Source organism: Serratia sp. PF-27 (assembly GCF_030053255.1).
GTDB lineage: Bacteria > Pseudomonadota > Gammaproteobacteria > Enterobacterales > Enterobacteriaceae > Serratia > Serratia bockelmannii.
Window position 1 is genome coordinate 51,937 of record NZ_JASGBT010000019.1, and the last position, 26,275, is coordinate 78,211.

Below are 26,275 nucleotides of genomic sequence, written 5' to 3' on the forward strand. Positions count from 1 at the left end.
TGATGTCGAATTCTTATGACTCCTCAAGTATCAAGGTATTAAAAGGGCTGGATGCGGTGCGCAAGCGCCCGGGCATGTATATCGGCGATACCGATGACGGCACCGGTCTGCACCACATGGTATTCGAGGTTGTGGACAACGCTATCGACGAAGCGCTCGCGGGCCACTGTAGTGACATTCAGGTCACCATCCATGCTGACAACTCGGTATCGGTGCAGGATGACGGCCGCGGCATTCCGACCGGCATTCACCCGGAAGAAGGGGTTTCAGCCGCAGAGGTCATCATGACCGTGCTGCACGCCGGCGGTAAATTCGACGACAACTCCTATAAAGTTTCCGGCGGCCTGCACGGCGTGGGCGTCTCGGTGGTTAACGCCCTGTCGGAGAAACTGGAGCTGGTGATCCGCCGCGAAGGCAAAGTGCACGAACAAACTTACAGCCACGGCGAGCCGCAGGCGCCGCTGAACGTGGTGGGCGAAACCGAGCAGACCGGCACCATGGTGCGCTTCTGGCCGAGCCACCAGACCTTCACCAATGTGACCGAGTTCGAGTATGACATTCTGGCCAAGCGTCTGCGCGAGCTGTCCTTCCTCAACTCCGGCGTGTCTATCCGCCTGAAGGACAAGCGTACCGACCGTGAAGACCACTTCCATTACGAAGGCGGCATCAAGGCGTTTGTCGAGTACCTGAACAAGAACAAAACCCCGATCCACCCGAACGTGTTCTACTTTTCGACCGTGAAAGACGACATCGGCGTGGAAGTGGCGCTGCAGTGGAACGACGGTTTCCAGGAAAACATCTACTGCTTCACCAACAACATCCCGCAGCGCGACGGCGGCACGCACCTGGTCGGTTTCCGTACCGCGATGACCCGTACGCTGAACAGCTACATGGAGAAGGAAGGCTACAGCAAGAAGGCCAAGGTCAGTGCCACCGGCGATGACGCACGTGAAGGCCTGATCGCCGTGGTCTCGGTGAAGGTGCCGGATCCGAAGTTCTCTTCTCAGACCAAGGACAAGCTGGTCTCTTCCGAGGTGAAAACCGCGGTTGAAACGCTGATGAACGAGAAGCTGGTGGATTACCTGATGGAGAATCCAGGCGACGCGAAAATCGTGGTCGGCAAAATCATCGACGCGGCGCGCGCGCGCGAAGCGGCGCGTAAAGCGCGTGAGATGACCCGCCGCAAAGGCGCACTGGATCTGGCCGGCCTGCCGGGCAAGCTGGCGGACTGCCAGGAACGCGACCCGGCGTTGTCCGAACTGTACCTGGTGGAAGGGGACTCCGCGGGCGGCTCTGCCAAGCAGGGGCGCAACCGCAAGAACCAGGCTATCTTGCCGCTGAAGGGGAAAATCCTCAACGTCGAGAAAGCGCGTTTCGACAAAATGCTCTCCTCGCAGGAAGTGGCGACGCTGATCACCGCGCTGGGTTGCGGCATCGGCCGCGACGAGTACAGCCCGGACAAGCTGCGTTATCACAGCATCATTATCATGACCGATGCCGACGTCGACGGTTCGCACATCCGTACGCTGCTGTTGACCTTCTTCTATCGCCAGATGCCGGAAATCATCGAGCGTGGCCACGTGTTCATCGCACAGCCGCCGCTGTACAAGGTGAAGAAAGGTAAGCAAGAGCAGTACATCAAAGATGACGAGGCGATGGATCAGTACCAGATCGCTATTGCGATGGACGGCGCTACGCTGCACACCAATGCCAGCGCACCGGCGCTCGGTGGCGAACAGCTGGAAAAACTGGTGGCTGAGCACTATGGCGTGCAGAAGCTGATCGGCCGCATGGAGCGCCGCTACCCGCGCGCGCTGCTGAACAGCCTGATCTATCAGCCAACGCTGAACGAAGGCGATCTCAGCGATGAAGCCAAGGTGAAAACCTGGATTGCTTCGCTGGTGCAGGCGCTGAACGACAAAGAGCAGCACGGCAGCAGCTATGACTTCGTTATCTTCGAGAACCGCGAGCGCCAGATGTTCGAGCCGGCGCTGCGCATCCGCACCCACGGCGTGGATACCGACTATAAGCTGGACTTCGACTTCATCCACGGCGGCGAATACCGCAAGATCTGCCAGCTGGGCGAGAAGCTGCGCGGGCTGGTCGAAGAGGGCGCGTTCATCGAGCGCGGCGAACGCCGTCAGCCGGTAGACAGCTTCGAGCAGGCGTTGGAGTGGCTGGTGAAAGAGTCGCGCCGCGGCCTGTCGGTGCAGCGTTATAAAGGTCTGGGCGAGATGAACCCGGAGCAGCTGTGGGAAACCACCATGGATCCTGAAAGCCGCCGTATGCTGCGCGTGACCGTCAAGGATGCCATCGCTGCCGATCAGCTGTTCACCACGCTGATGGGCGATGCGGTTGAACCGCGCCGCGCCTTTATCGAAGAAAACGCCCTGAAAGCGGCGAACATCGATATCTGATGCGTTAATGGCTGTGAAAATCCGCGCCGGGCGACCTGCGCGGATTTTTTTTGCGCCTTTTTTGGCGCTGACAGCCGAGGCTGAAACGCGTTAGCATGGGAAAAAACCACTGGGAGAAGCGTTGAATGGCTATTGAACTGATTGCGATCGACATGGACGGCACGTTGCTGGATCCGCAGCACCAAATCACGCCGGCGGTAAAGCAGGCTATCGCGGCGGCGCGGCGCAAAGGGGTGCATGTGGTGTTGGCCACCGGGCGGCCTTATGTCGGCGTGCAGGATTATCTGCGCCAGTTGGACATTCAGGGCCCCGGCGATTTCTGTATCACCTATAACGGCGCGCTGGTGCTGCGTGCGGTTGACGGCGCCTGCATTCTGCAAGAAACGCTGGGCTTTGAGGATTATCTGCACTTTGAGCAGATGGCGCGCGAGTTCGGCGTTCACTACCAGGCGTTTGATTTCGATACCCTGTATACCCCGAACAAGGATATCGGCAAGTACACCATACACGAGGCGGAAATGACCGGCATTCCGCTGAAATACCGCAGTGTGGAAGAGATGGATCGCCAGATGCGTTTCCCTAAAGTGATGATGATCGACGAGCCGGAGCTGTTGGACCGCGCTATCGCGCGCATCCCGGCGGAAACGCGCGAGCGTTATACCATCCTGAAAAGCGCGCCTTATTTCCTCGAGATCCTGCACAAGAACGTCGATAAGGGCGCCGGGGTGAGAATGCTGGCCGAGCATTTGGGCGTGGCGCGGGAAAACATCATGACGCTGGGGGATCAGGCCAACGATACGGCGATGATCGAATATGCCGGCGTCGGCGTAGCGATGGGCAACGCCATTCCCGAACTGAAAGCGGTGGCGCAGTTTGTCACCAGCGCCAATACAGAGGACGGCGTGGCGCGCGCTATCGAGAAGTTCGTGCTCAACGCCTGATAACGCGTGGGCGCTGCGGCGCCCCTTTATACTTTCGCCAACACCCCTTTGGCGATCTGCAGATCCTGAATCGCCAAGCCGGTGAGATCGGCGATGGTGATGTGCTGCGGCTCGCGTCGTACCCGCCCTCCCTGCGCCAAGACGGCGCCCATTTCGACGATTGGCGTTGAAATCAGCCTGTTTTGCCGATAAGCCGTCGCGATCTCACCATAGTCCGCGCACTGCGTCAGGGCATCGACCAGCAGCGCGTCTGCGTTGGCCACCAAATCGGTCGCCAGTTCCTGTTTGCCGGGCGCGTCGGCGCCCACGGCGGTGATGTGCGTGCCGGGCCGAATATCCGCCGCCTGCAATATCGGTTCGCGGCTGGGCGTGGTGGTCACGATCAGCCGACAGTGCGCTGCCAGTTCCGCCGCATTCTGCGTAACCCGCACCCGAAAACCCTCGGCTTCGGCATCGCGCCGATACGCCGCCAGCGCCTGTTCGTCTCGTCCCCACACCCATACGTCTCGGCAATCGGTCACCGGTTTCAGGCATTGCAGCTGCAGCCGCGCCTGCAGACCCGTGCCGACCATGCCGATCGCCTGAATATGCGGCGGTGCGCACAGCTCGGCGGCGATGCGGCCGGCCAGGGCGGTGCGCAACGCGGTCAGCCAACCTTCATCCTGCAGCAGCGCCTGCGGTTCGCCGGTCTGGGCGGAGAACGCCATCACCAGCCCCTGATTGCTCGGCAGGCCGTGTTCGGCGTTGCGATAGAAACCGGCGGAGATCTTGACCACGAACAGTTCGTCACCTTCCAGCCAGGCGGACTTGATGCAGCAGTCGCCGGCGGCACGCTCGAACAGGAAATGCTGCACCGGCGGTTGTTGCACTCGCTGTTGCGAGTAGGCGATAAAACCCTGCTTCAGCAGCGGCGTTATGGTCTCGGCGTCGAACGCGGCGAGGATTTGCTGCCGATTAAGGATGTGCATCGGCGATGGCCTTGAGGTATTTCTCCAGCACGATGTTCTTGCCGCACAGTACCACCGCCACCTTTTTACCCTGGTATTCCGGCGCCAGTTTGATCGCCGCCGCCAGCGCCACGCCGGCCGCGCCTTCGATAATCCAGCGATCGCTGGCGGCTATCCGGCGCATCGCGTGTTTGATCTCTGCCTCGCTAACCAGCACTTTGCGGTCGATCAGCTGTTGGCACAGCGGAAAGGTCACGGCGCCCGGCTCGACGCCGCCGGCGGTGCCGTCGGACAGGGTTTCTTGCTCTTCCACCGGGAAGATATGGCCCGCTTCCAACGCGCTGTACAGGCTGGTGGCGTTTTCCGGCCAGCAGGCGATAAGCTGCGTGTTCGGAGACAGTTGCCGCAGAACGGTGCCGATACCTGCGATATAGCCACCGCCGCCCACCGCCACGAACACCGCGTCCAGATCGGTGAGTTGTTCAACCAGCTCCATGCCGCAGGTGCCCTGGCCGGCGATCACCTGCTCGTCGTTATACGGCGAGATATAGGTTTTTCCCTGTTCGCGTGCGGCCTGCTCCCCCGCCAGTTCGGCGTTCAGCGCATCGCCCGGCACCAATTCCACGGTGCCGCCCAGTGCACGAATGGTGTCGAGCTTGATGCTCGCGGCCGTCTCTGGCGCATAAACCGTGACGCCAACCCCCATCAGGTGCCCCGCCAGGGCGACCGCCTGGCCGTGGTTGCCGGTTGAGGCGGCGATCACGCCGCGCCGGCGTTGCTCGTTATCCAGCAGCCGCAGCTTGTTGCTGGCGCCGCGAAATTTAAAGGAACCGGTGTGCTGCAGGTGATCGCATTTCAAATACAGCTCGCAGCCCAATTGCTGAGAAAGCAGCACGCTGCGCTCCAATGGCGTGACCCGTACCTGAGGGCGCAGTTGCTGATGGGCAGAAACAATGGCATTGAAGAGGGGATTCATACCGGCTCCAGAATATTTTGGACTTAAAAATCCATATTGTACTTTTTTGTATTGATTGTAAACCCCGTCGCCCGACCGGCGGGCAGGCCGGCCAACAAGCGGCAACGGCCGGAGAAGCGCATCGGGTTGGCGGTGAAAATAAACATTACCTGTCGTTTAGCGACACGATTTTTTATTTATTTGCGTTAAGGAAGGTGCTGCCGCTGAATTATTTTGATGAAGGATATGAGAATGAAAAAATAGCGCTCGCGGCATCTGCCTATACGGCATGGGCGCCGCTGAGTTTCGCTGCCTGGAATGCAGCCGCCTACCCGGGCGTTTATTTCCTGCCGGCGCTGCCGAGCGGCTTAAATGATAAGACGCTGAAAAATAATTGCGCCATCTTGCCCCCAAAATGCCCCCGAGCGCCTCTCGCCGGCCATATGAAACGCGGCTGCCGATCCGGTAAGATGGCCGTTCAGTGCCAGCATGCGCAGGAGAGCCGCCATGAGCCATCGGGAAAAACAACTGACTTTCGACCCACGCGGGCATCAGTTAACCAATATCAACGTCTGGACGCCGGATAGCCAATGGCTGGCTTATGACGTGCGCCCGCGCGGCGCCTCTTTCACCGGCCTGAGCATCGAGCGGGTCAACGTCACCAGCGGCGCGGTGGAGGTGGTTTATCGCGCCCAGCACGGTGCCCACGTCGGTGTGGTTACGGTCAGCCCCGATGCGCCGGCGCGCTACGTCTTCATCCACGGCCCGGAGCACCCGGACAGCGCCTGGCAGTATGATTTTCACCACCGCCGCGGGGTGATCGTCAGCGAACCGGATCGCGAGTTGGCCATTACCCTCGACGCGCTGGATATCACGGCGCCCTACACGCCCGGTGCGCTGCGCGGCGGCAGCCATGTGCACGTTTTCAGCCCGGACGGCAGCCGCCTCAGCTTTACCTACAACGATCACGTGATGCATGAATGCGATCCGGCGCGCGATCTGCGCAACGTCGGCGTGGCTGTGCCGCTGCACGGGGTCAATCCGCCGAAACAGCATCCCCGTGAGTATGACGGCAGCCACTATTGCGTGCTGGTCAGCGAGACCGTGCCGCAGCCGCAGCCGGGCAGCGATCAAATCAATCGCGCCTACGAAGAGGGCTGGATTGGCCGCGAAGGTTACCGTAAGGCCGACGGCCGCCGGCAGCGCTGGGCGCTGGCATTTATCGGCGATACGCTGTCCGCCGCCGGCGAAAAGCTGCCGGAGGTGTTTATCGTCGATCTGCCGGAGAACGACGCCGACTACGCCAGGGCGGGTGCTCTGCCGCTGCAGGGGACGGAAAGCGAGCTGCCGGCGCCGCCGCTTGGCGTCAGGCAGCGGCGGGTAACCTTTACCGGGGAGCGTCGTTTTCCGGGCGTCGCCGGTGCGCCGCGCCATTGGCTGCGCAGCTCGCCGGACGGCAGCCAGATAGCTTTTCTGATGAAGGATGACGGCGGCGTGGTACAGCTGTGGACGGTGTCGCCGAACGGCGGTGAGCCGCGCCAGGTCAGCCGCGCCGAGCATGACATCCAGTCGGCGTTCAGCTGGCACCCGCAGGGCGGGGCGATAGCCCTGGTGTGTGACAACAGCGTGATGCTGTGTGAGGTCGCCAGCGGCCGCCTGCAGCGTTTAACGCAGCGCAGCCTGCAGCCGCCGTCGGGAGATGCCGTGGTGTTTTCGCCGGATGGCAAGAAAGTGGCGTTTATGCGCGAGATTGCCGGATTCAACCAGATCTTTGTGGTTGAGGCGTAAGGCGGGCCTGATGGCCCGCTGCGTGCGTGATTAGTGTGTGGCGGTGCTGTCGTTGCCTTCGCCGGGGTTGCCGGTTGCCGCCAGATTCTGTTGCTCGCTGCGCAGGATGCGCGCTTTTGGCGAGTCTGCGGTGGCGTCATTGCCTGAACGCAGATAGTCGTAAGGCAGCAGCACGGTATCCATCACTGCGGAGAACGGCAGATCCAGCGCCACCAGCGGCATCATCGCCCAGCTGGTGTTGTCGTCCTTCAGCATGTCCACGCTGGCGCGGGTGCCGGGATAGTAACCCTGATTCGGGCCGGTATGGCTCATCACGCTGGAGCAACCGCTGGTCGCCAACAACATGCAGCCCGTCGCTATCGCTTTCATCGTCGTCATTAATCCATCCTGCAGGGTTGCTGTGCCCCTAAATTAAGCTGATTTATAACATCCTGTTGCTGCTTTAAAAGAAGCAAAATCCCGCTCTGTGGCGGCTCTCTCACTTTAGTGTAAGTGGTAAAAAAACTTTCACCTAACCGAAAAGCGCTTTTTTTGATCCTCGCCCGTTGAATTGATGAAATCAACCCCCATTTTATCATCAGAGCCGGATTGAGAATTTGCCGTAAGGGAATTCTGGCTTAATTAGCCTGTCCAGAATGGAAGGCGTATTTATTTCAACCTCGCTGAAGTGCCTTAGGAGGCTGTTTTATGCGTAATTTCGATCTTTCTCCACTATACCGTTCCGCCATTGGTTTCGATCGCCTGTTCAACGCGCTGGAGGCCGGCCAGAGCCAGGGCAACGGCGGTTATCCTCCTTATAATGTCGAGCTGGTGGACGAAAATCATTATCGCATCGCCATTGCGGTAGCCGGGTTTGCCGAGCAGGAGCTGGAGATCACCACGCAAGATAATCTGCTGATCGTGCGCGGTGCGCACAATAACGAACCGGCAGAAAAAACCTATTTATATCAGGGCATCGCTGAGCGTAATTTCGAGCGTAAATTCCAGCTGGCTGAACATATTCAAATTAAAGGCGCCAAACTGGAAAACGGCCTGCTGTATATCGATATGCAGCGCATCGTGCCGGAAACATTAAAACCGCGCCGTATCGAAATTAAATAATTCCCTTTTCGCCGGCAGGAACGCTGTCGGCAAATATGCAGTAACAATCCGCCTGCCGTCAGGGGGCTGAATAAACACATCTCGCTTAATGAAAGGAGTTGTTCCTATGCGTAATTACGATCTATCCCCGCTTCTGCGTCAATGGATTGGTTTTGATAAATTGGCCAGTTCAATGGGCGGCCAGGAACCCCAGGGGTTCCCGCCGTATAACATCGAGAAAAGCGATGACAATCACTACCGCATTTCTCTGGCGCTGGCCGGTTTCCGGCAGAGCGAACTGAATATCGAAGTGGAAGGGCCGCGGCTGACCGTCAGCGGTAAACCCACGCCGCCGGAAAAACAGGTCGAGTACCTGCATCAGGGGTTGGTGTGCAAAGAGTTCCAGCTGACCTTCACTCTGGCGGAACACCTGCAGGTATCCGAGGCCAAATTTGAAAATGGCCTGTTGCACATCGATCTGGTGCGTCAGGTGCCGGAAGCCTTGCAGCCTCAGCGCATTGCCATCGGCGCGACGCCGGAGCTGGAAGCCAAATAACCGACTGAAAAACGGTCATCATCATGCGGGGGAGATCCAGACGGATCTCCCCCGTTGCGTTATGTGGCGCACGCCACAGTCCCCCCGTCTGCCCGATGCCATAATCCTTGTTAATTGTGTGTCTTTGTCCGCAAATCCCATGTTCAACTTTGGCAAGGATGTGACCTATGAGCGATATCGCCCTGACCGTCAGCATGTTGGCGCTGGCGGCCGTCATTGGGCTGTGGATGGGGAACTGGAAGCTGTACGGCGTCGGGCTGGGCATCGGCGGCGTGCTGTTCGGCGGCATTCTGGTCGGCCACTTTGCCCAGAGCGGGCAAATCAGCCTGAATGGTGACATGCTGCACTTTATCCAGGAGTTTGGCCTGATCCTGTTCGTTTACACCATCGGCATCCAGGTCGGTCCCGGTTTCTTCTCTTCGCTGCGCGTCTCTGGTCTGCGCCTCAACGCCTTCGCGGTGCTGCTGGTACTGACCGGCGGCGCAGTGGCGGCGGCGGTGCACAAGCTGTTCGACGTGCCGCTGCCGATCATCCTCGGCGTGTTCTCCGGCGCGGTCACCAACACCCCGGCGCTGGGCGCCGGTCAACAAATCCTGACCGATCTCGGTTCCGATCCGGCGTTGGTGGACGGCATGGGGATGGGCTACGCCATGGCCTACCCGTTCGGCATTTGCGGCATCTTGCTGGTGATGTGGCTGATCCGATTGGTTTTCCGCATCAACATCGAGCGCGAGGCGCAGGCGTTTGAAAACAGCCTGGGCAATCAGCGTGAGCTGCTGCACGCCATCAACGTGGCGGTGCGCAATCCCAACCTGCAGGGCATGGCGATTAAGCAGGTGCCGTTGCTCAACGGTGAAGCGATCGTCTGTTCGCGCCTCAAGCGCGGAGAGCTGCTGATGGTGCCGGCGCCGCACGAGCGGCTGGAACTTGGCGACTACCTGCATCTGGTGGGCAAGCGTGAAGATCTGGAGAACGCCCGGCTGGTGATCGGCGAAGAGGTGGACGCCTCGCTGTCGACGCGCGGCACCGCGCTGCAGGTGGTGAGGGCGGTGGTGACCAACGAGCAGGTGCTGGGCAAGAAAATCCGCGATCTGAACCTGAAGCAGAAGTATGACGTGGTGATTTCACGCCTCAACCGCGCCGGCGTCGAGCTGGTGGCCGGCAGCAACGTGACGCTGCAGTTTGGCGACATTCTCAACCTGGTCGGCCGGCCGGAGGCCATCGACGCGGTGACGGCAATCGTCGGCAACGCCCAACAAAAACTGCAGCAGGTGCAGATGCTGCCGGTCTTTATCGGCATCGGTCTCGGGGTGCTGCTGGGCTCCATTCCGCTGTTCGTGCCCGGCTTCCCGGCGGCATTGCGGCTGGGGCTGGCCGGCGGGCCGTTGGTGGCGGCGCTGATCCTGGGGCGCATCGGCAGTATCGGCAAGCTGTATTGGTTTATGCCGCCGAGCGCCAACCTGGCGCTGCGCGAACTGGGCATCGTGCTGTTTCTGGCGGTGGTCGGTTTGAAATCGGGCGGCAATTTTATCGATACGTTGCTGCACGGCGAGGGGCTGACATGGATTGGTTATGGCGCGTTAATCACCGCCATTCCGCTGCTGAGCGTCGGTATTCTGGCACGCACGGTGGGCAAGATGAACTACCTGACGCTGTCCGGCATGCTGGCGGGATCGATGACCGATCCGCCGGCGCTGGCCTTCGCCAACGGTCTGCATCCCACCAGCGGCGCCGCCGCGCTGTCTTACGCCACCGTGTATCCGTTGGCGATGTTCCTGCGCATCATGTCGCCGCAGCTGCTGGCGGTGCTGTTCTGGACGCTGTAGTGCGGATCGTCTACAGCCGATAAGGCATCAACACGCCATTGTCAGTGCCGAAATCTTTGGGGTTGCGGGAGATGAGCATCCGGAATCCCACCTGCGCTGTGGCCCAGATAATGGCGTCTGGCAGTTTCACATGCTGTGAGTGGCGCAGTTCTACGGCGCGTTCAGCGACTTCATCGGTAATAGGCAGCAGCAGAAATTGCCCTAAAAACTGACGTGTTTTCAGCTCCAGTGCCGGACCCTGTTTTTTAGCACCTACCATCACTTCCATCCAGGTGATGGCGCTGATGGCCGGATTGATGTGATACTCGACCAGAACGTCCCTGGCTTGAGGAATGCCGTTGAGATAATCGATCAGGATATTGGTGTCGAATAACGCCCGTTGAGCCACCATTATTCCCACTCCTCGCGCTGACGATTTTCGTACTCCACGCCATCTCCCATCGCCCCGGACCAGAGCCCGAAAGCGTTGCTGGGATCTTCCACGTGGTTCTCCGTCAGATAGCGGGAGACTGCTTGACGAATGATCTCGGCCCGCGGAACGTGGCGGATATTTTTCAGATTATCGAGCTGCCGCAGGTCTTCTTCAGGTAAATCGATCACGATGCGAGTCATCGTTGGCCCTCCAAAAAAAGATATACGATATATGCATCGTATATCTTTGTCGGTCAATTTTCAATCAGTCGGCGTTAGCCTTTCTGATGTGCGCGCTCGATCTCTTCCGCCAGGATCGCCACGCCGCGCTCGATTTTCTCCGGATCGGGCACGTAGTTCATGCGCATGCACTGGTGGGTGTGCGGCCATTCATGCTCCAACCCCGGGAAGAAGTAGTGGCCCGGCACCATCAGCACGCCGCGCTTTTTCAGGCGCTGATACAGCACTTCGGTGGTGATCGGCAGATCCTTGAACCACAGCCAGAGGAAGATAGCCCCTTCCGGTTTGTGGATCAGGCAGCGCTCCGGCGACAGGTAGCGGCGAATAATCTCGATGGTGTGCTCGACGCGCTGTTTGTAGAACGGGCGAATGACCTCGTTCGACAGGCGCAGCAGATCGCCGCGCGCGATCATTTCCGTCGCCATCGCCGGCCCCATACTGCCTGGCGACAGGCTAATGATGCCGTTCATGTTGGTTAGCGCGGTGATCACCTTCTCGTCGGCGATCACGATGCCGCAGCGCGAGCCCGGCAGGCCGAGCTTGGACAGGCTCATGCACAGGATGGTGTTCGGGTTCCACAGCGGCGTGGCGTCGCTGAAGATGATGCCGGGGAACGGCACGCCGTAGGCGTTGTCGATCACCAGCGGAATATCACGCTGCTGCGCCAGCAGGTCGAGCTTCATCAGCTCTTCGTCGGTGATCACGTTGCCGGTCGGGTTGGTCGGCCGTGAAACGCAGATCATGCCGATGTCATCGCCGATGGTGAGATGTTCGAAATCGACGTGATACTTGAACTGGCCGTCCGGCAGCAGCTCGATGTTCGGTTTGGCGGAGACGAACAGCCCTTCGTCCAGCCCGGCGTCGGCATAGCCGATATATTCCGGCGCCAATGGGAACAGCACGCGGCGGCGCGAACCGTCGGCGTAGCGGCCGGCGAACAGGTTGAACAAGTAGAAAAACGCGCTTTGGCTGCCGTTAGTCAGTGCAATATTCTGTGGCGAAATCTCCCAGCCGAGCTCGTCGCGCAGCAGATTGGCCAGCGCTTTCAGCAGCGCGTCCTTGCCTTGCGGGCCGTCGTAGTTGCACAGCGCCTCGGTCAGTTTGCCCTGGTCGAGCATCTCCTGGCACAGCTGTGTGAAGTAGGCTTCCATCTCTGGGATCTGCGCCGGATTGCCGCCGCCGAGCATGATGGCACCGGGGGTGCGCAGGCCTTCGTTCAGGTCGTCCATCAAACGGGTAATGCCCGCATAACGGGTAAATTTTTCGCCGAAAAGTGAGAAAGTCATAGGTGCAGCAGTACTGTTTCTTAGCAGGTAATCACCCACCATACCGCCAGACAAATCCCGCTGCAATGCGGCCGACAAATCGGCCAATGGGCACAAACTTCGCTCATTGGCCGATTAGCAGCATATTACGCTGGATTATTGTGACCGTTCGCCGGCCCACACCACCATCACCTTATCGTCGCCGAGCCGGCGGCTGAAGGCGTAATAGGCGGCGTGCGCCTGCGGGGTTTGCACGCCGCCGCCGATCGCCGGGTGGCGAGCGCGGAACTGCCCCAACCGTTGCCAGTGGGCCAGCAGCGGGGCTTTTTCCCCCTGTAGCTCACGCCAGTTCATGTCGGAGCGGGTACCCTGCAGCGGATCGGAACCGGTTGGGCCGAGCGGGCGGCCGCTTTCATCGCCGTAGTAAATCTGCACCGCGCCCGGCGCCAGCAACAGCAGGTTCGCCGCCCGCTGTTGCAGCGGCAGCGAGCCTTTGGCGTCGCTGGCGAAGAACAGCCGGGTGTCGTGCGAAGAGAGGTAGCTCAGCACGTTGAAATCCTGCAGCCGCTCGGCCATCTGCCGGTAGGTGGCGTCGATGTCGGCGAAGCAGCCCAATGCCTGCGCCGCCTGGTCCTGGAAGTCGAAGTTGATCATCGCGTCGAAGCCGTTTTGGTAATAGTCGCTTTTCATCACCCCGTGGCCCCAGGCCTCGCCAGTCATCCAAAACGGCGCATCATCCAACGCCTGCTGCGGATGCTCCGCTTTCCACGCCGCCAATGCCGCCGTGGCGCGCTGTTTCAACAGCGCCAGCGTCGGTTTTTCCACGTGCTTGGCGGTATCGACGCGAAAACCGTCGATGCCGTAATCGCGCACCCACTGGCTGAGCCAGACGGTCAGGTAATCGCGAGTGGTGGCGCCGAGCATGTCGCGCGCGGCGGTGTCGGGTTTGTGGCGATAGAACAGCGGCAGGCCGCTGGCGCCGGGCGCTTCGGTTTTGATGTCCGGCAGGAAGGCCAGCGACATCGTCAGGTCGTCATAGCCCGGTGAGTCATAGTCGCCGATGTCGGTGCGGATCCAGTTTTTCCCCCACCATGGGCGCCAGCCCGCCTTGTCGCTGAAGTTGATGTAGTCGTTGAAGCTGTGCCAGTTTTGCCCTGGCCCGGGGCGCCAGTCGTTCCAGTTTTTCCCCAGGGTTTTCTCCACCTCCGCGCCCTGCAGGTACAGCGAGCCGAAGTGGAACGTCTGCATATCCGCCAGTGTGGCGTAGCCGACGTGGTTCACCACCACGTCGAACAGAATGCGAATGCCGCGCCGATGCGCCTGCTCGACCAGCGTGCGCAGCTCTTGTTCGGTGCCCATGTTGGCGTCGAGGCGAGTCCAGTCCAGCGCGTAATAGCCGTGATAGGCGTAATGCGGGAAATCACCTTGGGTGCCGCCGCCGACCCAGCCGTGGATCTGCTCCAGCGGCGAGCTGATCCACAAGGCGTTGACGCCGAGCTGCTGCAGATAATCCAGCTTCTGCGTCAGGCCGGCCAGATCGCCGCCGTGAAAGGTGCCTATTTCCTGCAGGCCATCGCTGCGGCGCCCGTAGCTGTGGTCATTGGCCGGATTGCCGTTCTCAAAGCGATCGGTCAGCACGAAGTAGACCGTGGCGTTATGCCAGCTGAACGCCGCCGGTTTCGCCGTGGCGGCGGATTCCAGCAGCAACAGGCCGCCGCTGGCGGGGGCGGGCTGCAGCGTGATTTTTCCCTGGCTCACCTGCGCCGTTTGGCCGGAATAGAAATCGCGCAGCGTTTCGCCTTCGGTGAAGGTGGAGGTGACGTCGACCGTGACCGGCTTACCGTCCCAGCGCGGGCAGCTGCGGACGGCAACGGCGGCGCTTTCCGGCACGCTGCTTAGGCTGAGCTGCAGCGTCGGCGTGCCGCTGCGCGTATCGACGCGCACCTGATAGTCGCCGGCGCGGAACTGCCGCCAGCTGACCGGCGGGTTGGCGCCGCACGGGTGCAGCGACAGCGTCTGGTTAAGTTTTATCGCCTCCGCCGGTTGCCAGCAGTGGTTATCCTGATACAGGCGCAGCGGCAGCTGGCCTTTGGGCAGCGTGGCCTGGCTGGTGAACAGCCCGGCGGCCGTTTCGTCGAGGGCCGGGAAACCCGGCAGTGTCCAGCTGGCCAGCGCCGAAGGCGACAGCAGCATCAATAAGGGCAGGGGTAACAGTTTCATGGCTCTCCTTACGCGCGGCAGGAAGCGTTTTTCTCGCAGGGTAGCGCCCAGTGTGGCAAACGACGGAAAAATGGCCTCCTCCCTGCGAGGGTTTTTCGAGGAGGAGAGGAAGGGCGGAGCGTTTTCGGATTGATTCGGCTTGGCTTTGTGCGCGCGCTGCGGCAGATTAAACGGTGAACATCAAAGGAGGTTAGCGATGACGGACAAAAACTGGCGAGAAGAGATCGTTCAGGCAATTCAGGATGCCGAATTGCAGCACTTCGCCGAAGAACATCAGCTGCAGGCGCTGTTCGCGCCGCAGCAGGAAGAGCAACACGGCCGGTTATCCTCAGACCACCGGCCGCGCTGAGTTATTTCCGCAACAGCTGCGGGTTGACGCAGTTTTCTTTCACCGTGCCGGTCAACGCGGCGATCAAATTATCCACCGCGCAGGCGGCCATGCCGTAGCGCGTTTCATGGGTGGCGGAGCCGATGTGCGGCAACGCCACCACGTTCGGCATGCTGAGCAGCGGCGAGTTGGCCGGCAGCGGCTCTTTCTCGAACACATCCAACCCGGCGGCGTGGATCACGCCGTTTTGCAGAGCTTCGATCAGCGCCTGCTCATCCACTACCGGCCCGCGGCCGGCGTTGATCAGAATGCCGCTTTTCTTCATTTTCGCCAGCTGTTCGCGGCCGATCATGTGGAAGGTTTGTTCGGTCAGCGGCAGCGTGATGCAAACGAAATCCGACTCGGCCAGCAGGGTATCCAGATCGCAGCGACGGGCGTTGAAGCGTTGCTCCGCCTCTTCGTGCGTGCGGCGGGCGTTGTAGAGCACCGGCATGCCGAAGCCGAAGTGCGCGCGCTGCGCCAGCGCCAGGCCGATGCGGCCCATGCCGAGGATGCCGATGGTTTTGTGGTGCACGTCGACGCCGAACCAGTCCGGCCCGATGCTGCCGCGCCATTCGCCGGCCTTCACCCGCTCCGCCACTTCCACCACCCGGCGCGCGGTCGCCAGCACCAGGCTCATGATGGTGTCGGCGACGGTTTCGGTCAACACCGTCGGGGTGTGCATCAACAGCACGTTATGGGCGTTGAGCGCCTCGACGTCGAAGTTGTCGTAGCCGACGGAAACGGTCGAGGCCGCGCGCAGTTTGGGCGCCTGCTGCAGGAAGGCTTCGTCAATTTTACCGCCGGAACCGATGATCCCTTCGGCCTGCTGCAACGCCTGGCGCAGTTCGTCGCGGTTCTCCGGCTGCAGGCCGTTGAAGGCGTGCACGGTGAAGTGCTGTTCCAGACGTTCAAGCAGATCGGCGGGCAGGCTTTTGTACAATACGATAGAAGGCTTCATCACGAACTCCAGCTGGGCCAAAGGGGGCATGGTGCCCCCCCGGTTGGGTTAACAGATAAAAAGTATAACCGGATCAAGCCAATTGCGGCTGGATCTCGTTGCGGGCGGGCTTGACGATCAGCGTCAGCACCACCGCCACCACCAGTGCGATGGCCATGAACATATAGGAAGCCGCCGGGCTGCCGGTGGCGCCATTCAGATAGCCGACGAACCACGAACCGAAGAACGAACCCAGCGCGCCCATGCTGTTGATCAGCGCCATAGCGCCGCCGGCGACGTTTTTCGGCAGCATTTCCGGAATGATGGCGAAGAACGGCCCGTAGGGGGCGTACATCGCGGCGCCGGCGACCACCAGCAGGCCGTAGGAGATCCAGAAATGGTTGGCGCCGACGGCGTAAGAACCGAAGAACGCCAGCGCGCCGATCAGCAGCAGCGGCCAGACAAACAGCTTGCGGTTTTGCATTTTGTCCGACGCCCAGGAGACCACGATCATGGCGATGGTCGCCGCCAGGTAAGGCACCGCCGACAGCCAGCCGGCCTCCACCATGCCCATCTGCATGCCGCTGCGCAGGATGGAAGGCAGCCACAGCACGAAGCCGTACACGCCGATGCTCCAGGCGAAGTACTGCACGCACAGCAGGATCACGTTGCGTGAGCGGAAGGCTTCGCCGTAGTTGCGCACGGCCTTGATGCCTTTTTGCTCTTCGTCCAGCTGCTGCTGCAGCGCCTGTTTCTCATCGGCGCTCAGCCAGCCGGCCTGCGCCGGTTTGTCTTTCGCCAGCACCCACCAGCAGAACGCCCAGATAACCGCCGGAATGCCCTCGATGATGAACATTTCACGCCAGCCGAAGGCGTGGATCAGGTAACCGGACACCACCGACATCCACAGCACCGTCACCGGGTTGCCGAGGATCAGGAAAGTATTGGCGCGTGACCGCTCCGATTTGGTGAACCAGTTGCTGATGTAGATCAGCATCGCCGGCATCACCGCCGCTTCCACCACACCCAGGATAAAGCGGATGGCGGCCAGCATCGGGATATTGCTGACCACGCCGGTCAACGAGGCGCAGCCGCCCCACAGGATCAGGCACCAGAAGATCAGTTTTTTGACGCTGCGACGTTCGGCGTAGATAGCGCCGGGAATTTGGAAGAAGAAATAACCGAGGAAAAACAGCGCGCCCAGCAGCGAGGCCATGCCTTTGGTGATGCCGAGATCTTCATTGATACCGGCGGCAGAGGCGAAGCTGAAGTTGGCGCGATCGAGATAGGCCAGGCTGTAGGTGATAAACACGATGGGCATGATGTACCACCAGCGTTTGGCCGCGACAGTCGCTTTGTTCATGTTCAGTATCCTTCAGTGGTGTTGCATCCCCTTCGCCCGGCACGCTGGGCGTGAAAGACGAAGGGGCAGATGCTCTCCCGACGCGTCCCGGTTGTAGGGCCAGAGGCTGACGTCATGCGGAGAAGTCGTTTTTTTTATTGTTATTCGGCCAATGCCGCACGGGTCGGCAGGCCTTCGCTGTCGCCGATGGCCTGGATCGCCAGCGAGCCGATTTTATTGCCGCGCTGCACCGCCTGTATCAGCGTTTTACCTTCCAACAGGGCGCTGAGGGTGCCAACGGCAAAGCCATCACCGGCACCGACGGTATCCACCACGTTGTCGACCTTGACCGCGGCCACTGCCGCTTTATCGCCGGCGGCGGTTTTAAACCAGGCGCCGTCCGGGCCGGTTTTGATGATCACCGCCTGCACGCCGCGCTCCAGATAGAAATCGGCGATGCCTTCCGGTGTCGACTGGCCGGTGAGGATCTGTCCCTCTTTCAACCCCGGCAGCACCCAGTCGGCGGCGAACGCCAGCTGGTTCAGCTGCTCGATCATCACCTCGCGGCTGGGCCACAGCACCGGGCGCAGATTGGGATCGAACGAAATGGTTTTACCCATGGCACGCATCTCGCGCGCCGCATGGTGGCACAGCGCCAGCGATTCGCTGGACAGCGCTGCCGCCACGCCGCTCAGGTGCAGGTGGCGTGCGGAACCGAAATACTCGCGGTTGAAATCGGCAATCGACAGGTGGCTGGCCGCCGAGCCCTTGCGGAAATACTCCACACTGGGATCGGTACCATCGGTGGTTTTGGATTTCACCTGAAAACCGGTGGGGTAGTGGCCGTCGACCGTCACCTGCCGGTAATTGATGCCTTCTTTTTTCAACTGCTGCAGGGTGAAGCGCCCGAACGAATCGTTGCCGACGCGGCTGACCCAGCCGACGTTCATACCCAGACGCGCCAGGCCGATCGCCACGTTCAGTTCGGCGCCGGCGATGCGTTTGGTGAAGGTTTCCACCTCCGCCAGATCGCCGGTTTGTGCCGCCACGAACATCGCCATGGCTTCACCCAGCGTGACCACATCCAGGGGCGCCTGCTGCGCCGTTGTTGCCGTTAACGTTGTCATCATGGGGTTACTCCGCACGCAAGATATTGACGTAATGGCGGGTGACGGCTTCCAGGTCATCGCCCTGCAACGGGAATTCGATACCGCGCGGCACATCGTGCGGCAGGCGGGCCAGCAGGTCGCGCCAGCTGCCGTCGGTCTCGTCCAGCGCGACGGCGCGCCAGCCGCGCGGGCCTTGGGTGGCGGCTTTGACGTGCACGTAACCGACGTGGCGGGCCAGGCGTTCGGCGGCGGCGAAGGCGTCTTGCCCCACCCACAGCCAGTTGGCCATATCGAAGGTCATGCTGACCGGCAGGTGGCTATCTTCCGCGGCGTGGAAAAAGGCGTTCAGCATCGACAAAATGCCGCAGTCCGGCGTTTGGTCGTTCTCGACCACCAGCTTGACCGGGTGTTGCTCCAGCGCCACTTTCAACTCGGTAAAATCAAAGCCGGGGCGGAAATGGCCGAGGGAGAGCTTCAGCTGGCGCGCGTTCAGCGCCTGCGCTTCCGCCAGCAGCGCCGACAGGTTGGGGTTCAGCGTATGTTGCGCTGTGAACAGCGCCTCAGGGGCGGAATAGACGGCGAACAGCTGCTGGCGATCGATCTCTTGCGCCAGCGCCGGCAGGCTGTCCAGTTCACCGGCGGTGAACAGTTCGCGGCGGATCTCCACTCCGTCGGCGCCCGCGCCGGCGATGATGGGCAACAGCGCGCGCTGGCCGCCGTGTTGTTTGACGGTATCGGTGCCGTAGGCGCCGGTGACCACGATGATTTCTGTTTTCATTTTGACTCCTGAGGCGGCATTGTCGCCGCCGCTGCTGTTACCGGTACGTTAAATGGAACCGGTTCCAGCGAAAAGCGACAGAGTGTAAAAATATGATCGCAATCACGAAGCTGAGCAAAAAACAGCCGATTCAGATAGAGGCGGGGCAGTCAACGGCCCCGGAGAAGGTGGATTAGCGGGTGGTGGAGCCGCGGACGATCAGCTCGCCGGAGAACATCTGCTCGCCGCTGGGGGTGGCCAGGCCCTGAATGCGCTGCACCAGCCGCTCCAGCGCCGCGTGTCCCATTTGGTAGGTAGGTTGTTTCAGCGTGGTGATGCCGACGCCCGCCAGCTCCGCCCACTCCAGCTCGTCAAAGCCCAGCAGGCCGATGTCGTTGCCCCACTGGATGCCGAGCCGACGCATGGCGCGCGCCACCTGCAGCGTCAGGGCGCCGTTGGCGGAGATCACCGCTTTGCGCATGCCGCGATGGCGGCCGCTGAAATCGCTCAGCACCTGCTCCAGCTTCTGCCGATCGTTGAGCGGCGTTTCGGCCTGCTCCGCCAACAGCGCGGGGTGCTGCGCCATGGTATGTCTGAAGGCGTGCAGGCGTTCGAGACGGGTATTGACCGTACCGAGCGGCTCGCTGAGGAACAGGATCGCTTCGAAACCTTGTTGCAGCAGGTGTTCGGTGGCGACGGTGGCGGCTTCGCGGTTGTTCAGGCCCACCACGTCGCAGGCGAAGTCGGGGATTTTTCGATCGATCAGCACCATCGGCAGCATCGACTGTTGCAGCGTGGATAATGCTTCCTCGCGCATGCCGACCGCGTTGACCACGATGCCTTCTACCCGGTAACTGCTGAGCAGCTGCAGGTAGTGCTGTTCCTGATTGACTTCGTTGTTGGTGTTACACACCAGCAGGGTAAAACCGTGTTGACGGCAGGCGGCCTCGATGCCGCGCATCACGTCCACCGAATAGGGGTTGGTGATATCGGCGAGGATCAGGCCGATCAGGCGGGTCTGGCCGCCCTTCAGGCTGCGCGCCATCTGGCTTGGCCGGTAGTCGAGCTGCTGGATAGCCTGTTCGATGCGCTGTTTGAGATCGTCGGAAAGCAGGTGCTGTTCACCATTCAGATAGCGCGACACGCTGGTCTTGCCGGTTTTGGCGATGCTGGCCACATCGCTGATGGTAGCGCGTCCTGAGGTGCGCGTTGCCTTGCCTGTGCTCACAGCCGATCCCTCCTGCGGTTAATTGCCAAGGAGACTACCATACCCGATGTGCGAGCGGGAATGTTGAAGGATAAGGAGAAAGTCGGGAGGTAGAGGCGGGGCACCGGTGGCGCCCCGCACGGGATTACTGCAGCGGGCTGAGGGTGATCTCGACGCGGCGGTTTTGCGCCTTGCCTTCCGCGGTGCTGTTGGAGGCGATCGGGTTGTCCGGGCCGGCACCGGTGGTGCGGATACGGTTCGCCGCCACGCCCTGGGTGATCAGCGCGCTGGCTACGCCGTCGGCGCGCTGCTGCGACAGGTTCATGTTGAGCGAGCGGGAGCCGGTGCTGTCGGTGTAGCCGACCACGTTGACCGCGGTTTTCGGATACTCTTTCAGCACCATGGCGACGCCGGTCAGGGTGTTGGCGCCCGCCGGTTTCAGCGTGGCGCTGCTGCTGTCGAAGGTCACATTATTCGGCATGTTCAGCACGATGTTGTCGCCCTGGCGGGTGACGCTGACGCCGGTACCTTTCATCTTGTCGCGCAGTTTGGCTTCCTGCACGTCCATGTAATAGCCTGCGCCGCCGCCGAGGGCTGCACCGGCCGCTGCGCCGATCAGCGCGCCCTTGCCGCGATCTTTCTTGGAAGAGGACAGCACGCCGACGCCGGCGCCCAGTGCGGCACCGAGGCCCGCGCCGATGCCGGATTTACCGACTTCGGATTCGCCGGTGTAAGGGTTGGTGGTACAGGCCGACAGCGTGAGCGCGACGCTCACTGCGCCGGCAATAATTGCAATGCGTTTTTTCATGTTCTTGTCCTTAATGGCATCAATTCTGTACGCGCCGGCCCAACACGGGGGCGCAAAAAGTAGGCGACGCAGGTGGGGCCCGCATCACCGCGCTACTATGACGCGTTGGCTCGCCGGCAGTTCCGGAGAAAAACGTGACAAATGATGAGCGCGGGTAAGTGCTGGGGGAGTTATGCGATAAAACGCCGGGCGGCGCCATGCAGCGGATTCCTAATTGCGCGCCGCCAGGGCGCGAATGCGCCTTTTTTAACCGTAACCGGTTGAATTCTCGATTGCCGGCCAGTTCATGATCAGCGTATAGGCTTGGGTTTCGTCGTTAAACAGACGTTGCGTCACCTGAAAACCGTGCTTGTGGTAGAACGCGCAGGCTCGCAGGTTCTGCTGATACACCTCCAGGCTGAGCCGGCGGTAGCGCTGCTGCACGTGCGTCATCAGCGCCTGGGCGACGCCGCGGCCGTGATACGCCCGATCGACGAACAGCGCGCCGATGAACTGCTCGTCCAGCACGCTGATAAAGCCGACGATCTCGTCGTTATGCCAGCAGGCCCAGCTTTGCGCGCGCGGCAGGTAGTTTTCCCGCACCAGTGCGGCGCTCTCATGCCAGTATTTTTCCGCCACGAACGGATGGGCGGCGATGGTGCTGGGCAGCCACAGCGCCATCAGCCGTTCGATATCCTCTGGGCCACAGGGGCGGATCACCGTGGCTTTGGGTAGCACATGCACCCCGTAAGATGATCGTTCACCAGCCCGCTGGCCTGCATGAAGGCGTAACAGATCGTGGAGCCGATAAACTTGAAGCCGCGCTTTTTCAACGCTTTGGACATGGCGTCGGACTGCTCGGTTTTAGCCGGCACCTGGCTCAGCGCCTGCCAGCGGTTGAGCTGCGGCCGGCCGCCGACGAAGTCCCAGATGAAGGTAACGAAATTCTCGCCGGACGCCTCCATCGCCAGATAGGCTTTGGCGTTGGTGATGATGGCTTCTATCTTGCCGCGGTGGCGGATAATGCCGCTGTCCTGCAGCAGGTTTTCCACGTCCTGCTCGGTCATGGCGGCGACCCGCTGCGGATCGAAACCATGGAAAGCACGCCGGTAATTCTCGCGCTTTTTCAGGACGGTGATCCAGGAAAGGCCGGCCTGCTGCCCCTCCAGGCACAGCATTTCAAACAGCTCGCGCGCGTCGGTGGTGGGCGCGCCCCATTCCTTGTCGTGATACTCGAGATACAACGGATCGGCCGTCACCCAACCGCAACGTTCGTCTGCCATCCTGACTGTCCTTATGCTGTGTTTATGAACAGTAATCATCGCTCGAAGCGCCGAACTTGGCAAGCCTCTGATTGTTTTGTCATCAGCCCGCTTGACGTGGTGAAAAAGCCGACAATAGTTACTACATGGCCGGTGGAAAACCGGCCAACGATAAAAACGACATTGCCTTCATTTGCAGGCTCTCAGGAGTCGATTCATGCCTCTAAAAATAACGTGCATGCCCCGCCCGGCGGCGCTTGCAGTGGCGTTGCTTTGCAGTATGACCCTTCCGGCTCAGGCGTACGATCAACTGTACGTCTTTGGCGATAGCCTGAGCGATACCGGCAACAACGGCCGGTTCACCTATGACGGCAGTCAGCACCTGCTGTACGACGAAGCGTTGGCGCAACGCATCGGCGCGGCGCTGGTGGCCTCGGACAACGGCGGTGAAAACTACGCCGCCGGCGGCGCCGTGGCGGTGCCGGGCCTGAACCCGGTCGACAACACCCAGGATCAGGTGCAGCGCTACCTGAATCGGGTTAACGGCCAGGCCGATGGCGACGGTTTGTATATTCACTGGATCGGCGGTAACGATTTGGCGGCGGCGGCGCTGAATGCCGCTACCGCGCCCGGCGTGGCCTATAACAGTGCCGCGGCCGCCGCCGCGCAGGTGCATTCGCTGCTGAACGCCGGTGCCGGCACGGTGATCGTGCCGACGGTGCCGAACATCGGCTCCACGCCGCAGCTGATGGAACTGATCATTCAGCAGGCGCTGCCGCCGGTACAGGGGGCGGCGATCCAGGCGGCCTATGCCACGCTTAATTCGGTGGCTACCCCGGACAACGCTTCGCGCACGCAGGCGATCCACGCGGCGTTGGCCGCCGCGGCGAAGCAGGGCAGCGCCATTCCTCAGGTGCAGCAGGCGATCGCCGCGCAGCTTATCGCGGCGTATGACAGCCTGAGCGCGCAGGCCGCTCAGCTGACCGATTTCTATAATCAAAGTGAAGACCGTCTGCTGGCGCAGGGGGGCGGCAATATCGTGCGGGTGGACGTCAACAAGCTGTTCGCCGAAGCGATCGCCAATCCGGCGCAGTTCGGCTTCGCCAATACGGCCGGCATGGCTTGCCCGGCGGGCGTTTCCTCGGCGGTTTGCCGTTCCGACATGCCCGGCTTCGACGCCGGCCAGTCCTATCTGTTCTCCGACCATTTCCACCCCAGCCCGCAGGCGCACCTGCTGATTACGGATTATATTCAGGCGGTGTTGGATGGCCCGGCGCAGGTGGTGGCGCTGAATCAGGCGACGGCGGCGATGGCGCGTGACAGCCGCGCCACGCTCGACAGCCGTTTCCAGCAGCTGCGCAACGGCGACAACCCGCAGGGCTCGCTGGGCGTGTTCGGCGGCTACGCCGGCCAGCACTACGACTATGCCGATAATCGGGCGGCGGGGGACGGCAACGCCACCACCCACAACCTGACCGTCGGCGTGGACTATCAACTGACCGACAGCTGGTTGATCGGTGCGTTGATCGCCGGTTCCAACGACGATCAGCATCCTTCCAGCCGTTTTGATTACAAGGCGCGTGGGCTGCTGCTGTCAGCCTTCAGTTCGCTGGCGCTGTTCGAGCACGGTTGGGTCAACGCCGATCTGCACTATGCGAGGATGGATTATGACGACATCCGCCGCAGCATGCGGCTGGGGCCGCTGACGCGTACCGAAACCGGGTCGACCACCGGCAAGCAGTGGGGCGCGCGCGTGACCGCCGGTTATGACTTCCCGATCGCCTCTTACCTGACCACCGGGCCGGTGGCGCAGTTCGCCTGGGATTACAGCCGCGTTTCCGGCTACGGTGAAGACGGCGATGACAGCACCGCCATGCGCTTCAACGATCAAACCTATCACTCGCAGATCGGCGCGCTGGGTTGGCGGCTGGATACGCAATTCGGCGTGTTTAACCCCTATGCGGAAGTGAGTTATCAGCATCAGTTCGGCGACGACGTCTACCGCGCCGGCGGCGGCCTGAAATCGACGCAAACCTCGTTTACCCGCGACAGTGCGGGCCAGGACAAAAACTGGGTGGATGTCACGCTGGGGGCCAACATGCCGTTGACGGACAGGGTATCGGCCTTCGCCACCGTTTCGCAAACCGGCGGGCTGAGCAGCGGCGAGCAGTTTATGTATAACGTCGGCGTCAGCGCGCGTTTTTGAATTGGTCATCGGCGCGCTCAAGGGCGCAGGATAGTCATAAGGTCTGATAAGGGATTTATGAGGAAGGCGGCCTGGGGGGAATTATGCGGGCCGCAATGACGTTGGCGGAAATACAAAAAAAAACTGATCCTATGAAAGGATCAGGTAGCCACTTGGCCAACACCAGGGAAAATTTTATTTATTATTGTATAACCAAAGATTAACTGTCAATTTGTTTCTGTGGCCCGTTAGCGCCGTCTTTCATCCCTGGCCGTTCCTCCCATGCCCCGACCGTCGGCACGCCGCGTGATATCGCCTTATTGTTCACGATAATAAGAAATAATCTGGCACTTGATCACATTATCTCTCGATGAGGGGAGTTTTTTAGTTGATAAAATTAACAAAAATAACATTGTCGCAACTTTATCTCGTGGCAAATATAAAGATACACGCACGGAAATCAGCCTGAATTTGACCGGCGAGGGGAGAAATAGCGTTCAGCTAATTGACTATTTAAACGGCGGTGAGTGATATTTTTGTTTAGATACTCTAATGTTTTTGCCGGGTGTGTCTTTCTGGACGGCGAGGCGACCGGCCGGCGCGTTGTCCTTCCCTCGGTGCCCGCCGCGTGAAAATCCAGCGCTTCTCACCCCGATTCGCACTTGTTGCCGGATTCTGGCTGTATATCTTACGGTCAAAGGGTATACTGGCGCATTCCATCTAAATCCACTTGTATCGCGTGCGAATTCAACATGCAAAAGTTTGATACCAAGACCTTCCAGGGCCTGATCCTGACACTGCAGGATTATTGGGCGCGCCAGGGCTGCACCATCGTTCAACCATTGGACATGGAAGTCGGCGCGGGAACCTCACACCCGATGACGTGCCTGCGCGCACTGGGGCCGGAGCCGATGGCGACCGCCTATGTGCAGCCATCCCGTCGCCCGACCGACGGCCGCTACGGCGAAAACCCGAACCGTCTGCAGCACTACTACCAGTTCCAGGTGGTGATTAAGCCATCGCCGGACAACATTCAGGAACTCTACCTGGGCTCGCTGAAAGAGCTGGGTCTGGATCCGACCATCCACGACATTCGCTTCGTGGAAGACAACTGGGAAAACCCGACGCTCGGCGCCTGGGGCCTGGGTTGGGAAGTGTGGCTGAACGGCATGGAAGTGACGCAGTTCACCTACTTCCAGCAGGTCGGCGGCCTGGAGTGCAAGCCGGTGACCGGCGAGATCACCTATGGTCTGGAGCGTCTGGCGATGTACATCCAGGGCGTGGACAGCGTATACGATCTGGTGTGGAGCAACGGCCCGCTGGGTGTCACCACCTACGGCGACGTGTTCCACCAGAACGAAGTGGAGCAATCCACCTACAACTTCGAATACGCCGACGTCGACTTCCTGTTCTCCTGCTTCGAGCAGTACGAGAAAGAAGCCCAATCGCTGCTGGCGCTGGAAAAACCGCTGCCGCTGCCGGCCTACGAACGCATCCTGAAGGCGGGCCATACCTTTAACCTGCTGGACGCGCGCAAGGCGATTTCGGTGACCGAGCGTCAACGCTACATTCTGCGCATCCGCACGCTGACCAAAGCCGTTGCCGAAGCCTACTACGCTTCCCGCGAAGCGCTGGGCTTCCCGATGTGCAACAAGAAGAACGAGAACTAAGAG

Annotated in this window: 26 protein-coding genes; 11 read left to right on the forward strand and 15 right to left on the reverse strand. The window is 60.8% G+C overall.

Annotated elements, in window-relative coordinates; all coding sequences use genetic code 11:
- The first annotated feature begins 2 nt into the window (after nt 1-2).
- Nucleotides 3-2,417 carry a DNA topoisomerase (ATP-hydrolyzing) subunit B gene (gene gyrB, locus QMZ29_RS11850; protein WP_025304759.1) on the forward strand — a complete coding sequence of 805 codons (2,415 nt, stop codon included), beginning with the start codon at nt 3-5 and terminating at the stop codon, nt 2,415-2,417.
- 125 nt (nt 2,418-2,542) lie between these two features.
- On the forward strand, nt 2,543-3,358 hold the full coding sequence (gene yidA / locus QMZ29_RS11855; protein WP_025304760.1) for a sugar-phosphatase: 816 nt from the start codon (nt 2,543-2,545) through the stop codon (nt 3,356-3,358).
- Nucleotides 3,359-3,384: 26 nt separating this feature from the next.
- On the opposite strand, the gene QMZ29_RS11860 is transcribed toward yidA, so the two are convergent.
- Both QMZ29_RS11860 and QMZ29_RS11865 read right to left on the reverse strand, forming a co-directional pair.
- Complete coding sequence (locus QMZ29_RS11860; RefSeq protein ID WP_025304761.1) at nt 3,385-4,326, reverse strand: ornithine cyclodeaminase family protein; 942 nt, start codon at nt 4,324-4,326, stop codon at nt 3,385-3,387.
- Entirely contained in the window at nt 4,313-5,281 is a 969-nt protein-coding gene (locus QMZ29_RS11865) for a threonine/serine dehydratase (protein WP_049295018.1), read from the reverse strand. The genes QMZ29_RS11860 and QMZ29_RS11865 overlap by 14 nt, the downstream gene beginning before the upstream one ends.
- Nucleotides 5,282-5,298: 17 nt before the next feature.
- Between QMZ29_RS11865 and QMZ29_RS11870 the strand changes: the two genes are divergently transcribed.
- Both QMZ29_RS11870 and QMZ29_RS11875 read left to right on the forward strand, forming a co-directional pair.
- Entirely contained in the window at nt 5,299-5,847 is a 549-nt protein-coding gene (locus tag QMZ29_RS11870; RefSeq protein WP_282980776.1) for a hypothetical protein, read from the forward strand.
- Nucleotides 5,768-7,048, forward strand: coding sequence for a YidR family protein (locus QMZ29_RS11875; protein WP_049204656.1), 1,281 nt, complete (start codon nt 5,768-5,770; stop codon nt 7,046-7,048). Before QMZ29_RS11870 ends, QMZ29_RS11875 begins: the two co-directional genes overlap by 80 nt.
- Before the next feature lie 30 nt (nt 7,049-7,078).
- Here QMZ29_RS11875 and QMZ29_RS11880 read toward each other — a convergent pair whose 3' ends face one another.
- Entirely contained in the window at nt 7,079-7,426 is a 348-nt protein-coding gene (locus QMZ29_RS11880; protein ID WP_016929593.1) for a YceK/YidQ family lipoprotein, read from the reverse strand.
- A 309-nt stretch (nt 7,427-7,735) separates the two neighbouring features.
- Here QMZ29_RS11880 and ibpA point away from each other — a divergent pair, with 309 nt between their 5' ends.
- The 3 genes from ibpA to QMZ29_RS11895 all read left to right on the forward strand — a co-directional run bounded on the left by ibpA (nt 7,736) and on the right by QMZ29_RS11895 (nt 10,510).
- Nucleotides 7,736-8,149, forward strand: coding sequence for a small heat shock chaperone IbpA (gene ibpA / locus QMZ29_RS11885; RefSeq protein ID WP_004933919.1), 414 nt, complete (start codon nt 7,736-7,738; stop codon nt 8,147-8,149).
- A gap of 106 nt (nt 8,150-8,255) precedes the next feature.
- A complete protein-coding gene (gene ibpB, locus QMZ29_RS11890) occupies nt 8,256-8,684 on the forward strand; it encodes a small heat shock chaperone IbpB (protein WP_004933922.1) in 429 nt (142 codons plus the stop codon).
- Between the two features lie 167 nt (nt 8,685-8,851).
- Nucleotides 8,852-10,510: a putative transporter gene (locus QMZ29_RS11895; protein ID WP_049204658.1), complete on the forward strand. Its 1,659-nt coding sequence runs from the start codon at nt 8,852-8,854 to the stop codon at nt 10,508-10,510.
- A gap of 10 nt (nt 10,511-10,520) precedes the next feature.
- Here QMZ29_RS11895 and QMZ29_RS11900 read toward each other — a convergent pair whose 3' ends face one another.
- From QMZ29_RS11900 to QMZ29_RS11915, 4 genes are all read right to left on the reverse strand, one after another.
- Nucleotides 10,521-10,901, reverse strand: coding sequence for a type II toxin-antitoxin system VapC family toxin (locus tag QMZ29_RS11900; protein WP_025304766.1), 381 nt, complete (start codon nt 10,899-10,901; stop codon nt 10,521-10,523).
- The gene (locus tag QMZ29_RS11905) at nt 10,901-11,122 is read right to left on the reverse strand and encodes a ribbon-helix-helix domain-containing protein (RefSeq protein ID WP_025304767.1); all 222 of its coding nucleotides are present in this window, start codon (nt 11,120-11,122) and stop codon (nt 10,901-10,903) included. Before QMZ29_RS11905 ends, QMZ29_RS11900 begins: the two co-directional genes overlap by 1 nt.
- A 74-nt stretch (nt 11,123-11,196) precedes the next feature.
- Nucleotides 11,197-12,447: a valine--pyruvate transaminase gene (locus tag QMZ29_RS11910; protein WP_089181469.1), complete on the reverse strand. Its 1,251-nt coding sequence runs from the start codon at nt 12,445-12,447 to the stop codon at nt 11,197-11,199.
- 135 nt (nt 12,448-12,582) lie between these two features.
- The gene (locus tag QMZ29_RS11915; protein ID WP_261426383.1) at nt 12,583-14,646 is read right to left on the reverse strand and encodes an alpha-amylase; all 2,064 of its coding nucleotides are present in this window, start codon (nt 14,644-14,646) and stop codon (nt 12,583-12,585) included.
- A 196-nt stretch (nt 14,647-14,842) separates the two neighbouring features.
- Here QMZ29_RS11915 and QMZ29_RS11920 point away from each other — a divergent pair, with 196 nt between their 5' ends.
- Nucleotides 14,843-14,995, forward strand: a complete 153-nt coding sequence (locus tag QMZ29_RS11920; RefSeq protein WP_162837931.1) for a hypothetical protein — start codon at nt 14,843-14,845, stop codon at nt 14,993-14,995.
- Nucleotide 14,996: 1 nt separating this feature from the next.
- On the opposite strand, the gene ghrB is transcribed toward QMZ29_RS11920, so the two are convergent.
- From ghrB to QMZ29_RS11960, 8 genes are all read right to left on the reverse strand, one after another.
- Nucleotides 14,997-15,974 (reverse strand): glyoxylate/hydroxypyruvate reductase GhrB, encoded by a 978-nt coding sequence (gene ghrB / locus QMZ29_RS11925; protein ID WP_049204664.1) that lies wholly within the window; start codon nt 15,972-15,974, stop codon nt 14,997-14,999.
- 73 nt (nt 15,975-16,047) lie between these two features.
- On the reverse strand, nt 16,048-17,316 hold the full coding sequence (locus QMZ29_RS11930; protein WP_033639091.1) for an MFS transporter: 1,269 nt from the start codon (nt 17,314-17,316) through the stop codon (nt 16,048-16,050).
- Between the two features lie 140 nt (nt 17,317-17,456).
- Nucleotides 17,457-18,422 (reverse strand): sugar kinase, encoded by a 966-nt coding sequence (locus QMZ29_RS11935; RefSeq protein ID WP_025304772.1) that lies wholly within the window; start codon nt 18,420-18,422, stop codon nt 17,457-17,459.
- Nucleotides 18,423-18,429: 7 nt separating this feature from the next.
- Nucleotides 18,430-19,182 carry a sugar phosphate isomerase/epimerase family protein gene (locus QMZ29_RS11940; RefSeq protein WP_261426381.1) on the reverse strand — a complete coding sequence of 251 codons (753 nt, stop codon included), beginning with the start codon at nt 19,180-19,182 and terminating at the stop codon, nt 18,430-18,432.
- Nucleotides 19,183-19,354: 172 nt separating this feature from the next.
- Nucleotides 19,355-20,389, reverse strand: a complete 1,035-nt coding sequence (locus tag QMZ29_RS11945; RefSeq protein WP_025304774.1) for a LacI family DNA-binding transcriptional regulator — start codon at nt 20,387-20,389, stop codon at nt 19,355-19,357.
- 124 nt (nt 20,390-20,513) lie between these two features.
- Nucleotides 20,514-21,176, reverse strand: a complete 663-nt coding sequence (locus QMZ29_RS11950) for an OmpA family lipoprotein (protein WP_016929583.1) — start codon at nt 21,174-21,176, stop codon at nt 20,514-20,516.
- 246 nt (nt 21,177-21,422) lie between these two features.
- A complete protein-coding gene (locus QMZ29_RS11955; RefSeq protein ID WP_043140746.1) occupies nt 21,423-21,875 on the reverse strand; it encodes an N-acetyltransferase in 453 nt (150 codons plus the stop codon).
- Nucleotides 21,872-22,438 carry a DNA-3-methyladenine glycosylase I gene (locus tag QMZ29_RS11960; protein WP_025304776.1) on the reverse strand — a complete coding sequence of 189 codons (567 nt, stop codon included), beginning with the start codon at nt 22,436-22,438 and terminating at the stop codon, nt 21,872-21,874. Before QMZ29_RS11960 ends, QMZ29_RS11955 begins: the two co-directional genes overlap by 4 nt.
- Nucleotides 22,439-22,634: 196 nt before the next feature.
- Here QMZ29_RS11960 and QMZ29_RS11965 point away from each other — a divergent pair, with 196 nt between their 5' ends.
- From QMZ29_RS11965 to glyQ, 3 genes are all read left to right on the forward strand, one after another.
- Nucleotides 22,635-24,623: an autotransporter outer membrane beta-barrel domain-containing protein gene (locus tag QMZ29_RS11965; RefSeq protein WP_197781342.1), complete on the forward strand. Its 1,989-nt coding sequence runs from the start codon at nt 22,635-22,637 to the stop codon at nt 24,621-24,623.
- A gap of 330 nt (nt 24,624-24,953) precedes the next feature.
- Nucleotides 24,954-25,133, forward strand: coding sequence for a hypothetical protein (locus QMZ29_RS11970; RefSeq protein ID WP_127146956.1), 180 nt, complete (start codon nt 24,954-24,956; stop codon nt 25,131-25,133).
- 221 nt (nt 25,134-25,354) lie between these two features.
- Nucleotides 25,355-26,272 (forward strand): glycine--tRNA ligase subunit alpha, encoded by a 918-nt coding sequence (gene glyQ, locus QMZ29_RS11975; RefSeq protein ID WP_043140757.1) that lies wholly within the window; start codon nt 25,355-25,357, stop codon nt 26,270-26,272.
- Nucleotides 26,273-26,275 lie beyond the last annotated feature (3 nt).

Bases quoted from the DNA above. Each gene is read 5' to 3' on its own strand.
- gyrB (WP_025304759.1), top strand. From the start codon at position 3: ATGTCGAATTCTTATGACTCCTCAAGTATCAAGGTATTAAAAGGGCTG.
- yidA (WP_025304760.1), top strand. From the start codon at position 2,543: ATGGCTATTGAACTGATTGCGATCGACATGGACGGCACGTTGCTGGAT.
- QMZ29_RS11860 (WP_025304761.1), bottom strand. From the start codon at position 4,326: ATGCACATCCTTAATCGGCAGCAAATCCTCGCCGCGTTCGACGCCGAG.
- QMZ29_RS11865 (WP_049295018.1), bottom strand. From the start codon at position 5,281: ATGAATCCCCTCTTCAATGCCATTGTTTCTGCCCATCAGCAACTGCGC.
- QMZ29_RS11875 (WP_049204656.1), top strand. From the start codon at position 5,768: ATGAGCCATCGGGAAAAACAACTGACTTTCGACCCACGCGGGCATCAG.
- QMZ29_RS11880 (WP_016929593.1), bottom strand. From the start codon at position 7,426: ATGACGACGATGAAAGCGATAGCGACGGGCTGCATGTTGTTGGCGACC.
- ibpA (WP_004933919.1), top strand. From the start codon at position 7,736: ATGCGTAATTTCGATCTTTCTCCACTATACCGTTCCGCCATTGGTTTC.
- ibpB (WP_004933922.1), top strand. From the start codon at position 8,256: ATGCGTAATTACGATCTATCCCCGCTTCTGCGTCAATGGATTGGTTTT.
- QMZ29_RS11895 (WP_049204658.1), top strand. From the start codon at position 8,852: ATGAGCGATATCGCCCTGACCGTCAGCATGTTGGCGCTGGCGGCCGTC.
- QMZ29_RS11900 (WP_025304766.1), bottom strand. From the start codon at position 10,901: ATGGTGGCTCAACGGGCGTTATTCGACACCAATATCCTGATCGATTAT.
- QMZ29_RS11905 (WP_025304767.1), bottom strand. From the start codon at position 11,122: ATGACTCGCATCGTGATCGATTTACCTGAAGAAGACCTGCGGCAGCTC.
- QMZ29_RS11910 (WP_089181469.1), bottom strand. From the start codon at position 12,447: ATGACTTTCTCACTTTTCGGCGAAAAATTTACCCGTTATGCGGGCATT.
- QMZ29_RS11915 (WP_261426383.1), bottom strand. From the start codon at position 14,646: ATGAAACTGTTACCCCTGCCCTTATTGATGCTGCTGTCGCCTTCGGCG.
- QMZ29_RS11920 (WP_162837931.1), top strand. From the start codon at position 14,843: ATGACGGACAAAAACTGGCGAGAAGAGATCGTTCAGGCAATTCAGGAT.
- ghrB (WP_049204664.1), bottom strand. From the start codon at position 15,974: ATGAAGCCTTCTATCGTATTGTACAAAAGCCTGCCCGCCGATCTGCTT.
- QMZ29_RS11930 (WP_033639091.1), bottom strand. From the start codon at position 17,316: ATGAACAAAGCGACTGTCGCGGCCAAACGCTGGTGGTACATCATGCCC.
- QMZ29_RS11935 (WP_025304772.1), bottom strand. From the start codon at position 18,422: ATGACAACGTTAACGGCAACAACGGCGCAGCAGGCGCCCCTGGATGTG.
- QMZ29_RS11940 (WP_261426381.1), bottom strand. From the start codon at position 19,182: ATGAAAACAGAAATCATCGTGGTCACCGGCGCCTACGGCACCGATACC.
- QMZ29_RS11950 (WP_016929583.1), bottom strand. From the start codon at position 21,176: ATGAAAAAACGCATTGCAATTATTGCCGGCGCAGTGAGCGTCGCGCTC.
- QMZ29_RS11960 (WP_025304776.1), bottom strand. From the start codon at position 22,438: ATGGCAGACGAACGTTGCGGTTGGGTGACGGCCGATCCGTTGTATCTC.
- QMZ29_RS11965 (WP_197781342.1), top strand. From the start codon at position 22,635: ATGCCTCTAAAAATAACGTGCATGCCCCGCCCGGCGGCGCTTGCAGTG.
- glyQ (WP_043140757.1), top strand. From the start codon at position 25,355: ATGCAAAAGTTTGATACCAAGACCTTCCAGGGCCTGATCCTGACACTG.